This window comes from Alteromonas aestuariivivens, from assembly GCF_003367475.1.
In the GTDB taxonomy this organism is placed as follows: domain Bacteria; phylum Pseudomonadota; class Gammaproteobacteria; order Enterobacterales; family Alteromonadaceae; genus Alteromonas; species Alteromonas aestuariivivens.
In genome coordinates this window covers 1-14,458 of sequence record NZ_QRHA01000014.1, presented here as the reverse complement: position 1 = coordinate 14,458, position 14,458 = coordinate 1, and the positions used below count along the sequence as shown (strand labels likewise).

Here is a 14,458-nt window from a genome sequence, read left to right as displayed (position 1 = left end):
TCCTTGTGTATCAGTTGAACCAATGGCGAGTCCGGTTGGCGAACCACACCAGCGACAACATCACCGGCACTTCAACCAGCACGCCAACCACAGTGGCCAACGCAGCACCGGAATGCAGGCCGAACAATGAAATGGCCACTGCCACGGCAAGCTCAAAAAAATTGGATGTGCCGATCATACAGGCTGGAGCTGCGACATTGTGAGGTAACTTAAGTTGTTTGGCTGCAAAGTAGGCAATTGCGAAAATCCCGTAGGTTTGGATCAGTAGGGGGACGGCAATCAGACCAATCACCAGCGGCTGCTCAATAATGGTCTGGGCCTGAAAGCCAAACAGCAGGACAACAGTAGCCAGCAGGCCAACAATAGACCAGGGTTTGAGCGTGGACAGAAAACTGTTCAAGCGGCTGTGATCATTCACCCGGTCGAGCTTTTTGCGGGTAACCGCTCCTGCTATAAGCGGCATTACCACATACAGAACCACTGAAAGCATCAGGGTTTCCCAGGGAACCTGTATGTTGCTGATCCCGAGAAGGAAAGCGGTAATAGGGGCAAAAGCAAAGATCATTATGATGTCGTTAATCGACACCTGCACCAGTGTGTAGTTGGCGTCGCCCTTGGTAAGCTGGCTCCATACAAATACCATCGCAGTGCAGGGGGCGACTCCAAGCAGGATCATACCCGCAATGTATTCACCCGCCGATTGGGGGTCAACCCAGTCAGCAAACAAACCTTTGAAGAATAACCAGCCCAGTAGCGCCATTGTGAAAGGTTTTACCAGCCAGTTTATCACCAGGGTGAGAACCAGACCTTTTGGCTTTTTACCCACATCCTTGAGCGAAGCAAAGTCGATTTGAATCATCATGGGGTAAATCATCAGCCAGATGAGTACGGCTACTACCAGGTTCACGTGCGCATACTCGATAGCGGCAATACCGTGAAACACGTCAGGCATAAGGTTGCCCAGTACAACACCGGCGCCAATACTCAGAGCAACCCACACAGAAAGATACCGTTCAAAAATGCCCACAAAATTCTCCTAGTCGGCCGAGCGCTGATTAACGCGCTGCATGAGTTGTTCTGCTGACTCCACCCGTTCAGAATAGCGGTCAACCAGGTAATTTGTCTGATCGCGGGTCAGCAAGGTAAATTTCACCAGTTCTTCCATTACATCCACAATGCGATTGTAATAGCCTGAAGGCTTCATGCGATTATTATCATCAAACTCCAAAAATGCTTTGGCCACCGATGACTGGTTCGGTATGGTGAGCATCCGCATCCAGCGCCCCAATACCCTTAACTGATTAACAACATTAAAAGATTGCGAACCGCCCTCAACCTGCATCACGGCCAGCGTTTTACCCTGGGTTGGGCGTACCGCTCCGAGTGACAGCGGGATCCAGTCAATCTGGGATTTCATAATTCCGGTCATGGCACCATGACGTTCCGGTGAACACCATACTTGCCCCTCAGACCAAATTACCAATTCTCTCAGCTCCTGAACTTTAGGGTGGCTGTCTTCCTCGCTGTCGGGCAACGGCAAGCCCTGAGGGTCGAATATGCGCACTTCACCACCCATGCGGGTAAGCAGTCTGGCGCACTCTTCAATCACCAGACGGCTAAAAGACCGCTTCCTTAATGAACCATAAAGCAACAAAAATCGCGGTTTGTGCGTTGATAAATCCGTTTTAAAGTTGGCTGTGGCCGGTATTTCAAACTGTGATACATCCAAATTCGGCAAACTCGGATCTAAAGGTTTCATCGTTGTCTGGCCCCCAATTTTTCCAGACTTGCCACCCACTGGGAGCGATCCAGTCGCGCGATTTTCAGCAACGCTTCTACGCGTGCACGGGTAAGGTCTATCGTACGATGGAATGCTTTGGCTATTTCCTGTTCGTCGCCTGACAGTTTGGAAGGGTCTTCCAGCCCCCAATGCAACTGAACAGACTTGCCAAACCACACCGGGCAGGTTTCCTTTGCTGCCGAGTCACAAACCGTTACCACCAGATCGGGTTCAAAACCTTCAAAATCGTCCCAGGACTGGCTGGTCAACCCCTGGGTTTCGATTCCCGCTTCTTGCAAATACCGGATGGACAAAGGGTGAACTTCACCCACTGGCTGGCTACCCGCGCTTTTCGCAACAATCAGGCCTTGCCCTAAGTGGTTAGTTATCGCTTCCGACAGGATGCTGCGGCATCGGTTATGTGTACAGATATACAAAATTTTCATCTTAACGCTCACATTTGGGGGGATTTTCCGGTGTCATCCGTGTACAGCACTCTGACAGATAATCTTGGTTATTGTCTGCAGTGAGTTTCACCAGTTCCATGATCCATTCAGGCAACCCTGGGTGCAGGTGGTAATAGATCCATTTGCCCCGACGCTCATCTTCCAACAGCCCACAATTGCGCAATTCGGCCAAATGGCGAGACACTTTGGGTTGACTGATTTCAAGCGCAACCTGCAAATCGCAAACGCACAGTTCGGTATGCTGACTGAGCAGCATGACAATTTTTAACCGGGTGTCTTCTGACAGACATTTGAACAGGATCAGTGGTGACATGAATGCTCCCTTGACATATATGGTTTATGTTATATATGAAATTTCAGATGTCAATGAGGCGCTACTAAATCATGCTAAGAAAGGAAAAAACAAAGGAGCAAACGTTGTAACGTGCTCCTTTGCAGAAATAGGGTATTAATAGGCGGCTTTGACCTGTTCGATAAATTTGAGCCAGGTTTCATTCGGTTGCCAGATCGCCACCATGTCCTGATAAGCCACTGATTCTTCGTGGTTTAACTGAGTGACCCGGTATAAGTAGGTAAACACAGCGCCACGCCAGTTTTTCCGGCAATGGGTCAGTGTTCCGCCGGGCTGGTTTTCGAACTGATTAAGGTATGCGACGTAGGTGGCGAAGTCCGCCAGTGTTGGATTATCCCAGTCAACCTGTATGTTTCGGTAATCCAGGCCCAGCTCCTGCATCCATTGCTGCTCTTGTGTACGATCTCCGGGAACCAAATCTATCACAGCGCTAACCCCGCTTGCGGCAAGCGCCTCAAACTGAATTTTGTCAGGCTGACCGGAACTCACCATGGAGGCAGTGTTGACCTGATAATTTAGCAGTGAGGCCAACGCCTGTTGCACATCGGGTTCAGATGCGCTCACGGAAAATAACGGCAGCGCCAGTGCGAATGCGATGGTGGTGAACTTTCGTTTGCAGGTCATTGTGTTGATTCTTTTTTATCGTTGAGTTTGTTGTAATTGCACTTTAACAAGGAGGCTGTCACAGGGACAAGAAGTTCGTAATTTCTTCCACAACAATCAGTTGGGTTCGATTCAGCACTATCCCGCTGGTAAAGTTCGACCGAATCGCCAATGATGACTAAAGTATTCAGTGTAGGGCGATAATGAGGGACTGCGCTGATTTATTAAAAATCTATACAACCAAAACGCAGTTTAGCCGTATTAATCCCGGGTCAATTTCACCCAACTTTTGCCTTATCCGCCGCAGTCTGGATCAAACCATTTATCAAAAGGACAATTTCCCATGCGAATTGCCATTCTTTGTTGTCTGGTTATCAGCGTGAATTTTACAGTAACTGCACAGACCATAGGACAATATTTACAACAACAGCTTGAACCGCTGGTTATTGGTGAAGGGCGTTTTATTAACAATCAGCCCGTTCATGCTTCTGAATTGGTTATTGCAGCTTATTCTGCCAATCGTTTTGAGCCGATTTGGGCTGACCTTGTCTACGCCGCCAAGGCATTAGAACTGATTGGTGAATCCGGGGCAGAAGGGCTGAGCCCGCAGGATTATCATTACGACACAATCAGCAGATTTTTGAACGACATCAGGCAAAGTCCTGACGAAGCTTTGCAAGCCCAGTTCGATATTTTGCTCACTGATGCGGTGATGACGTACGCAACTCATCTTATCCGAGGTAAGGTGAACCCCCAGTCCCTGACCCCGACCTGGAACTATGAACTGTTTAATGTATCCCCTTCCGGGGCAGCAGCGGCGTTGCTCAGGCACGTAAAAGAGCAGACTTTGCATCAGGGGTTGTCTGACTTATCACCCAAATTACCGCAATATCAGGGCCTGAAAGACGCCCTAAAGTTTTATTCCAGACTCGCTGAGTCCGGTGTCCAGGAGCAGGTACAGCTGTCTGAAACGGTCCTGCGCCCTGGCGAGAGCGGGCCGGCGGTACCGGCTTTGCGCCGGCAACTTGCGAATTTGGGGTATTTCGAAGGCCAGTCGGATTTGGTGGGGGCCCTGTACGATGACGAACTGGTATCTTCAGTAAGACAACTACAAAGCCACCATGGCCTCAGTGCCGATGGCATCATTGGCCGCCAGACCCTGGAAGTGCTCAATCGCCCTTACCACCAAGTGGTTGATCAGATACGAGTGAACCTTGAGCGGATACGCTGGGTGGACAACAGCCTTTCTGAGCGGTTCCTGGTGGTCAATATCGCCGGTTTTGAATTGTTTTTGTATCAGGAAGGCACCCTGCAGTGGAAGACCCGGGTTATCGTTGGCAGAGATTACACCAAAACGCCCGTTTTCAAGGAGAAGCTCCGCTATATCGTTGTGAACCCAACCTGGACGGTTCCGCGCAGTATTGGCGGCGGCATCATAGAGAAGCAGAAGCGAGACCCGGATTACCTCAGTCAAAAGGATTTTATTGTGGTGGATAACCGCAGAAATCCGGTTGACCCCGCCAGCATAAACTGGGCTTCGATGAACCGACAAAACTTCCCCTACTGGTTCGTTCAGACACCGTCAGAAAACAACGCTTTGGGGCAAATTAAATTTATGTTTCCCAATAAGTACGCCATTTACCTGCATGATACACCGGCAAAATCGCTGTTTGACAGTGAAACCCGGACATTCAGCCATGGCTGCGTGCGCGTGGAAAAGCCATTTGAACTGGCCGAATACATTCTTTCCCAAAACGCAGAGTGGCAGACTGGTGATATAGCTTCTATTGTTGAGACTCGGCAAACAGAAAAAATATTCCTCGATCAACCACTGGATATCTTTCTTATGTACTGGACCGCAATGGCGACCAGGGATGGGCTCCACTTTTACCCTGATGTGTACGGGCGCGATGCGGCGTTGCTAAAACAACTTCAGCAACCTATGACTGGCCATGAAAACAATACGTAGATCTTATCCAATGGTGTTGTTTTTCGCGCTTTTGGCGGGTACCTACGCCTACGCTGAGGTAGAAGTTAGCGGGCCACTCAGAAGTGTGGTGCTGATGCCTCGTGGTGAATTGAAGGTAATTTTGCCTCAGGGAGCCAGCCCCATAACCGGTATGAGCGAAATACTGGTTAAAACCGAAGACGGTAACTGGAAAGCCCGCGCCCTGGAACAGCCAGGGATGTACCCAGTTAAGTTGCAGCATAACGGGGTTGACGATATTGTGCTCAAGGTGATTGTACTTGAGCCTTTTGATGCTCAAAATTCTACTCAGTTAAACAACTATGAGATTGGCAGCTATCCTTCGGAGCCGTTCAAAGGTCTTGAGCAATACCGTTCCCCCCCCGGGCTGATAAGAATCAGTGAGTCGCAACTCAGCGAAAGCCTGACGCCCCATGTCAGGGTCAGCGATGTAATATGTAAACAGGCCAGTGGTTTTCCAAAATACATTTATATCACCAATGAAGCGCTCACCATGCTCGAACAGTTGCTCACCTTTGTTAACGACAACGGCATAACTACTGAACGATTTTCGTTTATTAGTGGTTACCGTACGCCGTATTACAACCGCTCGATTGGTAATGGCCGACACAGTCGCCACCAGTACGGCGACGCGTTTGATTTGTATGTCGATAATGACAAGGACGGCCGCATGGACGACCTTAACGGCGATGGAAAGCTTACAGTTGATGATGTGGCGATACTTTACGGTGTGTTCGAACAGTTCATGAAGCAATCAGGCTATGTAGGCGGGCTCGGCCGTTACCGGCCTACATCTAATCACGGTGGCTTTGTACACATTGATATCAGAGGTTATCGTGCCCGTTGGTAAAAGGCTCAGTAACCTCTGGTATGCGCAAGCCAGTTCGCAGGCTCAATAGCGAACGACTTGTTCAAATTGCCGGGTAGGGCGGTAGGCCGCAAGTTCTGGTAATGAATCTCCGGTTAGTAATTCACGTGTAATGAGTTTTCCTACCAGCGGGGCAAGGGTCACACCGCTGTGCATGATTGCCAGATACACCCCTGGTGTTGCCGGATTAGTGCCCATCACCGGGTGGCCGTCAAGCGGTAAAGGTCTCCAGCCTATATAGGAAGTGTCAATTTCGGCGCCGCGAAGTGCGGGGAAGAACTGCTGAGCGACGCTCAGGATCCGATTTCCGTGTTCTTTCCCGAGGTACTCAGCCGGAAAGTCATTAGGGCGGCCACGAAGCCTGACTTCGTGTGCTTCACCATCTGGTGGGCCAGCCTGCTCACCGAGCACGATACGGCCATCCGGGCGTTGATGAAGATGAACGCCTGGAGCTGCCACAATAGTGTTCACTACAGGGCTGAAAGGATGCGTTAGGGTGATCACGCCCGGTGTGGTGCGCTGGGGAATGGAAAGGCCACTTAATGCTTCCGGTATATCCGGATCGGCACCGGTTGCCACAACAATATAGTCGGCATTTATATCGCCCTGTGAACTCGAAACCCCGATGATACGCCCGCCTGCATAGCGTGCAGCAATAGCCTGGCAGGGGAAAATTAACTGCGCTCCCAGAGATTTGGCAGCGTTTAGAAATGTGTGGGTTGCAAGGACCGGGTCCACAGCACCGTCATTCGGCGAGTACGCGGCCCTTACGGTATCATCAACAGTGATGCCGGGTTCGATTTTACGGATGCGATCAGCACTAATGATTTCTGCAGGCTCTCCCCATTGCCGCTGTTCGTCGATTTGAGCCATCAGTTTAAGATTACGCTCAGGCTTGGCAAACCATTCAAGCGAGCCATTCCAGCGTACAGGAATGCCCAGATCCCGTTGTACCTCACGCCACACGCTTAATCCAACCTGATTAAAATGATGGTAGCTTTTCGGTTGCTTGGCCCAGGTGGCATTTAGCCACGCAAAGGTGCCCCGGCTGGCATGGCTTGCTGGACTTTGTTTATCAATCACCGTAACCGCAGCACCAGCCTTTGAGAGGAAATAAGCCGTGGCAGCACCGACAATCCCGGCGCCTATAACCACAATTTTGGGTTTGGTCTTTCCAAAAGCGCCGGGCATCATTGCACACGCAGAGGTGGCCACCAGCAATCTGAGAGCAGTCCGTCGGTCCATAATACTTCTCCGTTAACACGAACCAAAACGCCGACTTTAGCACAGACATGTACTTCATTTCGACAATTGGTCTGCTACCCATAACGGGCAAAAAAGTGGAATTGTTTCACCCCTTTTTTGATTGTGATTCGTTTTATCAAAAAAAGGAGAAACTTATGCATACCATTACTTACTCTGATACAGCGTTTATTCACGGCGTTCGTTTATTAACCCATATTGCCATGGGGGTGGCGATTACGTTTGGACTGTTCGTGTTGATGGCCAAACTGATTGAAAACAACGACGTCGGTTCGGTTGCACCACAAGCAGAGCCCATTGGGCCCATTATTCTGGCAATCGAAGATCCCGAAACCATCACCAAGGACCCCATCAAACCAAGGGAAAAGCCGGTTACGCGGCCGCAAACTCCGCGCACGGAAGTAGAAATTACGCCCAACCAGATTGAACCCCATTTTTCTCTGGTACCACCGGGAATTGGCAATTCTATTGAAATCAAACCCGAATTTGGGGCGGGAGCTTCGGACATGGCTGCAACGCCGCAACTGCGGGTTGATCCGTCGTACCCACCTGAAGCAGCCAGAGATGGTATTGAAGGCTGGGTCAAGCTAGGGTTTTCCATTACTGCCTCAGGCGGAGTTGCTGACATTGTCGTTCTGGACGCTGAACCTAAACGAATTTTTGACCGGGCGGCAAAAAAAGCATTGTCAAAATGGAAGTATAAACCCAAGATGGAAAACGGCAGCCCAGTCAGCCAATCCAATATGTATGTACTGTTGGAGTTTAATCTGAATCAGTAGGGAGGCGTAATTATGAGCTATGCCCGTTCAGGATTGCTGGTTTCATTGCGTGACTGGTTTTCTGTACCCTTGAGTGCAGAAAACCTGATGGAAAAATACATTCGCTCCAACGATGTAAAAGCGTTAGCCGCGCTTTATGACCGACATGGTAATCGGCTTTACTATTATCTGCTGATTTTATCAAACGCCGACACTGCTGCAGATGTCACTCAAAAAACCTGGCTGAAGGTTATGGAAAACAAACACCAGTACCGTGCAAATGGTAAGTTTGAATCCTGGTTATTTACTGTCGGCCGCAATACCCTTGTGGATGAGCTGAGAAAGCACAATCGTTACCAGTACACTGGTGATACTGAGACCATCGTGGACGAAAATATTCAGCTTGCTAATAACGGCATCAATGATTTCCATCAGTTGATATGCCTGCTTCCGTTTGAACAAAAAGAAGCCTTCTCGCTGCAACAGGAGGGTTTCAGCCTGGCGGAAATTGCCCAAATCTGTGCAGTACCTCAGGAAACTATCAAAACGCGTTTACGCTATGCGCGCGATAAACTCAAAAATGCTTTGGAGTCCCGCCATGAATGACACCGACAAATCATTACGTCAGGCATATCAGCAAGCGAAACGTCAGCATCCTGCGCCAGGCAGGTTGCGTCGGCAGTTGCTCAGAAGCACCAAAGCAAGCAAAAGCCCTTTCTTTTCAGGTTTCTGGTCACGGGATACTGCCCTCATGGCAAGTGCTGCTCTGACTTTGGTGGTATTGCTGGGTATTTACCAGTTTCGACATCAGGTGTTAACCGAGCCAAGGGCTTTGTCTGTCAGCGTGGGCATAGAAATTCATGCTTATGACGATGAAATTGATGCCATGCCCAATTCTCAAAATCGCGAAAAATTAACGGCCTATAATCAGGCTTACGAACGGAAAATGGAAACAATCCAGGCTGTAAATACCCGCTTTGCAAAGGTGCTAGAAGTTAGTGGAGAGTGGTCTTTGGCGGACTGCAGTGACATACGCATTTTAATTTCAGACAGGCTGATTGAAAACCTGAGAGATCATAGCCGTATAGAAAGTGGCATTGATGTAGGAGACCAGGTGGCCCTGATACTTAACCGGGAAGGGCAAATCATGCAAATTACCCACAGCAACCAAAAAGCATTGCAGTGCTAAGGTGCAATGTATAAAGGGATTGGCTCGATAACAGCGATCCCGTTGTAAGGCACCTATACTGGGAGGATTAATATGAATGTGGCACTAACTTTAAAAGTCGCTGCAACGCTGCCATTTACACCGCAACCCAGTCAGGATTGAAAATGCCTTTTGATGCAAACACCAGCCGCGCCAAAATATTTGAGGCGCTCGGTGCTGTCTCATTCCCTGTCTATCTCGCCATCATTCTTGCTGTAGCGGTTGGCTTCAACGACCAGTTTACCGATCTGGTCAGCGCTTCCAATTCCAATGTAAAACGCCTCATCCTTTATGGAGTCAGTGTAGGGTATTTTAATTTGATGATTTGGTGGAGTTGCCGGACTACGCTGGATTTTTGTTCTTATTATCAGACATCTCAATCAGTAAAAATGGCCCCTCCAGATTGGAAAAACAAGCCTAAAGAGGCGGCCGTGGCATTTATAGACCGGCACATTCCCTTTTTACGGATAAAAAAGCCAGATACATCCGATACGAAAAAAATCAGAGCAAATTATTTCGGTGGCGTAATCGGTGAATGGTTACCCCGCGTTGTACCAGCGCTGTTTTTCCTGATCATTGCCATTCGGGCCTGGTTCAACCACGCCAATGGCGTGGCCTGGACTACCGTAGTGGTCGGTGTGGTTATGATGCTGTTTTTGTGGAAACGCACCAAACTGCAGGACAATGTTACCAAGGCGAAAGAGGAGAAAGAGCAAAATCCGGAAGCCTGGAAACGCTGGGAACCCATGGAGAAATGGACCCTCCTTTTGCGTTGGCGGGTGTTTTTCGCCTTACTTCTGGTGATCCCGTCACTGTTTGCCATCTTTACGCCTTTGGCGTTTTCCCGGAGCCTTGGGGGCTTGGCTGTGGTGTTTTTTGGGCTGGGTGGGCTTGTTTTGGGTGCCACATGGTTTGTCAATATACTCGTCATTCCAGCCTGGAACCTGCTGGTTTGTTTGTTGGTAAAGATAACTGATTTACTTCATGACTATTTCAAACAGGAAGATAAAAACAAAACCAGTGCAAAGAGATGGCTGAGAAAGTCTATCGTGTTTTTCCATGTCACACCGCCGTACCCGGTAGCTTTTTCGTTGATTGCCGTCGCTTCTATTCTGGCCTGGGTAGGTGATACGGACAACCACGCCTATCGTACGCTTGAGCCAACATCGAATTCCCAGAGTAATTCCCGACAATTCGACAATGTAGAACAGGCTTTTGAAGCGTTTACGCGCAATCCGCACCTTCAAACTTACCCAGTCGACGGCGGTAAACCAGTGAAAGAAATGGTTCCGGTTTACTTTGTACTGAGCCAGGGCGGGGGGTTACGGGCCAGTTACTGGACCAACGCCGTTCTTCACCGCATCGAAGAGATCATCCCGGGCTTTTCAAACAATATTTTTATGATGTCAGGCGCTTCAGGCGGCACGCTAGGCAACGTTTCCTATTTGGGTTCACTGACCACACTTAAGCCGGAGAACGCAGAAGACAACAATGTTCGTTATGACAAATTCAAGTATATGCATCAGCAGGACCACCTCTCAGCAGCGGTAACCTCTCTGCTTTACAACGACATGCTTTATCGCTTTTTGCAGTTTAGCGTTCTGGAAGAAGACCGGGCTTATAACCTTGAACGCAGTCTTTCAAAGGCATTTGCCAGTGCCTATGCAAAGCCGGTAGATACCGTATTTGAAAAAGGTTACCAGCAGTTTTACCTCGAAAAAGCGGCCCACAACGAGTGGTATCCCATTGTTTTAACCCCTACAACTATCCAGGAACTCGGGCTGCTGGCAATGGTAGCGCCCTTTCATTTCTCCTCGGAAGAATACCCTTTGGTTCTCGACCTGCAAAAATTACAGGCCTACCATTCGCATTATGAAAAGTGCAAACCTGACTCTGAATTGGAGTGTGCTGATTTCCAGGCTGAACCTGATGACAAAACCTGGCAGGAACTGCCATGCCTGTTTGACGGGGCGGTGGGTAACTGCCTTCGCGATATTCCCATGGTAACAGCGGCAATTAACAGCGCCCGTTTTCCCTATGTAACACCGAAAGGGACCCTGTATAAGGAGGCGCAATGGAACCGTAAACTGCACACCGCTGACGCGGGCTATTTGGATAACTACGGTGCTATTACAATCCAGCATACATTGGAAATTCTGGCAGACAAATTTAAGCCTCATACTATGGACCAAAACAGACGCTATTTTCCGGTGTTATTGATTCTCACGAATACCCCACAAAAACCTTCAGGCCCACAAAAACCTTCAGGCCAACAAAAACCTTCAGGGCAACAAAAACCTTCAGGGCAACAAAAACCTTCAGGGCAACAAAAACCTTCAGGGCAACAAAAACCTTCAGGGCAACAAAAACCTTCAGGGCAACAAAAACCTTCAGGGCAACAAAAAGAGGGCTGCGACAAAGAAGCAAAACAAAGTACGGTAAATGATTTTGATACTCCCAGCACTTACCTGGTTCCTGCCGGCCACAACAGTATTGCCTTAAATGAAATACTCGGCCCCGCCCAGGCATTCATTTCACTGCGCCCGGGCCTTGCCGATAAGCGCATGGCTGATTTATTGGACTACCTCAAAACAACCTTTTTAGACTGTAACGCCCAGACGAAAAATCCTGATGATTCGTCAGCAATCGAACGAATAATCGAAAAAGGTTACTTACGATTTCAATATAAACAACCCAAAGGGGCGAAAGGACAAAAAGATCCGCCCTTGGGCTGGTTTTTATCTCCCGATGCACAAAGGCTGTTGGACAATGCGGCATGTGAAGCGGTTACTGGCCAGGCAGAATTGAAATTGCTTTACCAGGGCAATGATGAATTTTGTCAGGCCAGGCATTAAGTACCAGCTTGGTTAATTAAAGCTCGAATGTATTATCAACAGACGGTGTTTTTACGCGGCTCGTACCGTTTAATTCAAAGCTGGAAAGGGGATATTGATCAACTCAAAATACAAAAACAAGGATAGCTGTTACCATTTAACCATCTATTCAATTTAAGGTCTCGCGTGGGCGAGAGGCAACGAAAAGCACACCTAATTTATTGAGTAGAATGACAATTTACAATTGTGCTGGTATGTTGCTGTTTGATTAAAATGGAATTCTCAAATGAATCGTATTTGGATACTGTTGATTGCCGCTCCCTTTGTTGTAGCAGCAATAATTGTTAATTTTGCCTTCCACTCAAAATCACTTCCCATTATTGAACAGGCTCGCAACACTGCGTTGGCGGGCAATCATACCAGAGCAGAAAAACTGTACGATGACCTGCTCAAAGCTGATCCACTGAATATCGAATTGCATCGACTAAAAATTCGTACCCATTTTAATATTCCGGAAAAAACCGGAAAACACAGCTATCGCGATGACAAAACTATTCTGGCGCAATATCAAACTATGGCCCAATCTTCGGATCCGAAAAAGTCAGACATCGGTTACTACGCGCTGGGTTACATCGAAATTATGCAGAGCAGGGTGGAAGAAGCACTGGACAGCTACCTGCGCGTACAAAACCAGGAACTAAAATATCTCAATAATTCTATAGGTTATGTTTACATGACAAAACATAACTACGAAGATGCTGAAGTGTACTTTCAGACTGAAATCAATGTAAATGGTAATGTATCAGGCGCCTATTCGAACCTTGCAAAAGTGTATCAACACACTGACCAAAGCGATAAGTTCGCAACCTTACTCTCCAATCCTGATGCCAAACCATACATTTCAGATACCGTAATCCGACATTTTCTTTATGAAGACGGTGACTTCAGGTATACCAAATACGCTTTCCAAATTGGAGATTTCACTACCACCGGGCTTGTAGGAGCAATATTGATATTGCTGTCCTGGTTGGTATTTTTGTTATGGATTGATGTATATGAAAAGGAAAAACTGCGGCATGTTTTTATTGCCGTGGTACTCGGATGCGGATTTTCCATGCTGTGTACGCCGCTGTATGATTTTTACCATTTAACCTTAGGCTGGGCGCGAAACGGCAACTATCTGAACGATTTACTGTACTGCATTTTTGCTATAGGGGTTGTTGAAGAAACGGTAAAAATACTTCCTTTTCTGATTTTATTGCGCTTCAAGCACATCATTAACGAGTCAATGGATTATATTGTTTACGCTTCGATAACCGCTCTGGGTTTCGCGTTCATGGAAAACCTGCTGTATTTCCATGAATCAGGACTGGAGAATATTTTAAGCCGCTCACTTTCAGCGTCAGTATTACATATGACACTAACATCTTTTGTGGCTTATGGGCTGATGTACGCAAAATACAAAGGAAGTGGCGCCAACTGGGTTTATTTTCTCGGTTCTTTCTCAGCGGCTTGCGTTATACATGGGCTTTACGACTTCTGGATCCTTTCCGACGGATGGGTAGGGGAGTTACGCATCCTGTCTGTACTGATCCTGTTTTATGCCATCCAGCGCTACGCAATTGCTATTGCAAACGCGCTTAGCCATTCGGAATTCAGCGTCGGCGAAGGGAAACTGGTAAGGAGTGCAGAATATCTGGGAGTGGCATTAACCTGTATCGCCGCCTATCAGTATACCGTTATTGGATACAAGTTTGGCGCCGAGAATGCAAACCTCAATCTGTTCTCAATGTTACTGAGCTCAGCATTTTTAGCCTACATTCTCGTGAATATACTGGGGAAAATACAGGTGTCGAGTGGTAACTGGACAAGCATCATAACTGCCAAACGGTAGCTGTGATTGGCCAGCAATTTTACACAAAGCCCGTTAAACAAATACGTTTGCGGGGCTTTTCAGTTCAGGGGCTATTTCGCTTAAAAGGTTCCTCTTAGGCCTAAAATAGCTCTGCGTCCTGTGTATTCGTTGTGGATTACACGTTCTCTTACATCAGCAAACCGAATCGAGTTTTCATCAAGTAAATTACTCACATCAAAGGTCAGTTTAATCTCCTCACTAAGAGCATAGCTAAACCCGAGATCTAATTGGCCGTATGCATCAAAATGCTCGGGCAGGCCCGCTAAACCGAAGCGTTTAGATAAAAACTCATCACGCGGTAATCCTCCCATTTTTAACTGACGCTAAAAGTAGAAGTTATGCTGCCATCAAAGGTGGTTTTCCACCGTTGGCTTTGTGTGGTCGTTCGTGATTGTAAAACCACAGCCACTTCGTTGTATAGTCC

The 14,458-nt window shown here is 47.9% G+C and carries 15 protein-coding genes; 7 read left to right on the top strand and 8 right to left on the bottom strand.

Features of this window, described 5'->3' with window-relative positions:
- Positions 1-10 precede the first annotated feature (10 nt).
- The 5 genes from arsB to DXV75_RS15525 form a co-directional block, all read right to left on the bottom strand.
- Positions 11-1,027 (bottom strand): ACR3 family arsenite efflux transporter, encoded by a 1,017-nt coding sequence (gene arsB / locus DXV75_RS15545; protein ID WP_115594348.1) that lies wholly within the window; start codon positions 1,025-1,027, stop codon positions 11-13.
- Positions 1,028-1,036: 9 nt separating this feature from the next.
- Positions 1,037-1,759, bottom strand: a complete 723-nt coding sequence (arsH, locus tag DXV75_RS15540) for an arsenical resistance protein ArsH (protein ID WP_115594347.1) — start codon at positions 1,757-1,759, stop codon at positions 1,037-1,039.
- Positions 1,756-2,226 carry an arsenate reductase ArsC gene (locus DXV75_RS15535; protein ID WP_115594346.1) on the bottom strand — a complete coding sequence of 157 codons (471 nt, stop codon included), beginning with the start codon at positions 2,224-2,226 and terminating at the stop codon, positions 1,756-1,758. The genes arsH and DXV75_RS15535 overlap by 4 nt, the downstream gene beginning before the upstream one ends.
- A gap of 1 nt (position 2,227) precedes the next feature.
- Positions 2,228-2,560, bottom strand: a complete 333-nt coding sequence (locus tag DXV75_RS15530; RefSeq protein ID WP_115594345.1) for a metalloregulator ArsR/SmtB family transcription factor — start codon at positions 2,558-2,560, stop codon at positions 2,228-2,230.
- 135 nt (positions 2,561-2,695) lie between these two features.
- Entirely contained in the window at positions 2,696-3,223 is a 528-nt protein-coding gene (locus DXV75_RS15525; RefSeq protein WP_115594344.1) for a protein tyrosine phosphatase family protein, read from the bottom strand.
- 322 nt (positions 3,224-3,545) lie between these two features.
- On the opposite strand from DXV75_RS15525, the gene DXV75_RS15520 reads away from it, so the two are divergent.
- Positions 3,546-5,171: a L,D-transpeptidase family protein gene (locus DXV75_RS15520; protein ID WP_115594343.1), complete on the top strand. Its 1,626-nt coding sequence runs from the start codon at positions 3,546-3,548 to the stop codon at positions 5,169-5,171.
- Positions 5,155-6,039, top strand: coding sequence for a D-Ala-D-Ala carboxypeptidase family metallohydrolase (locus DXV75_RS15515; RefSeq protein WP_115594342.1), 885 nt, complete (start codon positions 5,155-5,157; stop codon positions 6,037-6,039). Before DXV75_RS15520 ends, DXV75_RS15515 begins: the two co-directional genes overlap by 17 nt.
- A 42-nt stretch (positions 6,040-6,081) precedes the next feature.
- Here the strand turns inward: DXV75_RS15515 and DXV75_RS15510 are convergent, their stop codons facing one another.
- Positions 6,082-7,302 carry an NAD(P)/FAD-dependent oxidoreductase gene (locus DXV75_RS15510; RefSeq protein WP_115594341.1) on the bottom strand — a complete coding sequence of 407 codons (1,221 nt, stop codon included), beginning with the start codon at positions 7,300-7,302 and terminating at the stop codon, positions 6,082-6,084.
- A gap of 155 nt (positions 7,303-7,457) precedes the next feature.
- Between DXV75_RS15510 and DXV75_RS15505 the strand changes: the two genes are divergently transcribed.
- The 5 genes from DXV75_RS15505 to DXV75_RS15485 all read left to right on the top strand — a co-directional run bounded on the left by DXV75_RS15505 (position 7,458) and on the right by DXV75_RS15485 (position 14,013).
- Positions 7,458-8,099, top strand: a complete 642-nt coding sequence (locus tag DXV75_RS15505; RefSeq protein ID WP_181898449.1) for an energy transducer TonB — start codon at positions 7,458-7,460, stop codon at positions 8,097-8,099.
- A 12-nt stretch (positions 8,100-8,111) separates the two neighbouring features.
- Positions 8,112-8,684 carry an RNA polymerase sigma factor gene (locus DXV75_RS15500; protein WP_115594339.1) on the top strand — a complete coding sequence of 191 codons (573 nt, stop codon included), beginning with the start codon at positions 8,112-8,114 and terminating at the stop codon, positions 8,682-8,684.
- Entirely contained in the window at positions 8,677-9,267 is a 591-nt protein-coding gene (locus DXV75_RS15495) for a hypothetical protein (protein ID WP_115594338.1), read from the top strand. The genes DXV75_RS15500 and DXV75_RS15495 overlap by 8 nt, the downstream gene beginning before the upstream one ends.
- A 143-nt stretch (positions 9,268-9,410) precedes the next feature.
- On the top strand, positions 9,411-12,140 hold the full coding sequence (locus DXV75_RS17140; RefSeq protein WP_181898448.1) for a hypothetical protein: 2,730 nt from the start codon (positions 9,411-9,413) through the stop codon (positions 12,138-12,140).
- Between the two features lie 265 nt (positions 12,141-12,405).
- A complete protein-coding gene (locus DXV75_RS15485; RefSeq protein WP_115594337.1) occupies positions 12,406-14,013 on the top strand; it encodes a PrsW family intramembrane metalloprotease in 1,608 nt (535 codons plus the stop codon).
- 80 nt (positions 14,014-14,093) lie between these two features.
- Here the strand turns inward: DXV75_RS15485 and DXV75_RS15480 are convergent, their stop codons facing one another.
- Together DXV75_RS15480 and DXV75_RS15475 are read right to left on the bottom strand one after the other, a co-directional pair.
- Positions 14,094-14,345 carry a TonB-dependent receptor gene (locus DXV75_RS15480; RefSeq protein ID WP_245953258.1) on the bottom strand — a complete coding sequence of 84 codons (252 nt, stop codon included), beginning with the start codon at positions 14,343-14,345 and terminating at the stop codon, positions 14,094-14,096.
- Positions 14,346-14,370: 25 nt separating this feature from the next.
- Positions 14,371-14,458, bottom strand: an 88-nt coding sequence (locus DXV75_RS15475; protein WP_147291844.1) for an integrase core domain-containing protein, incomplete at its 5' end; no start/stop codon positions are given.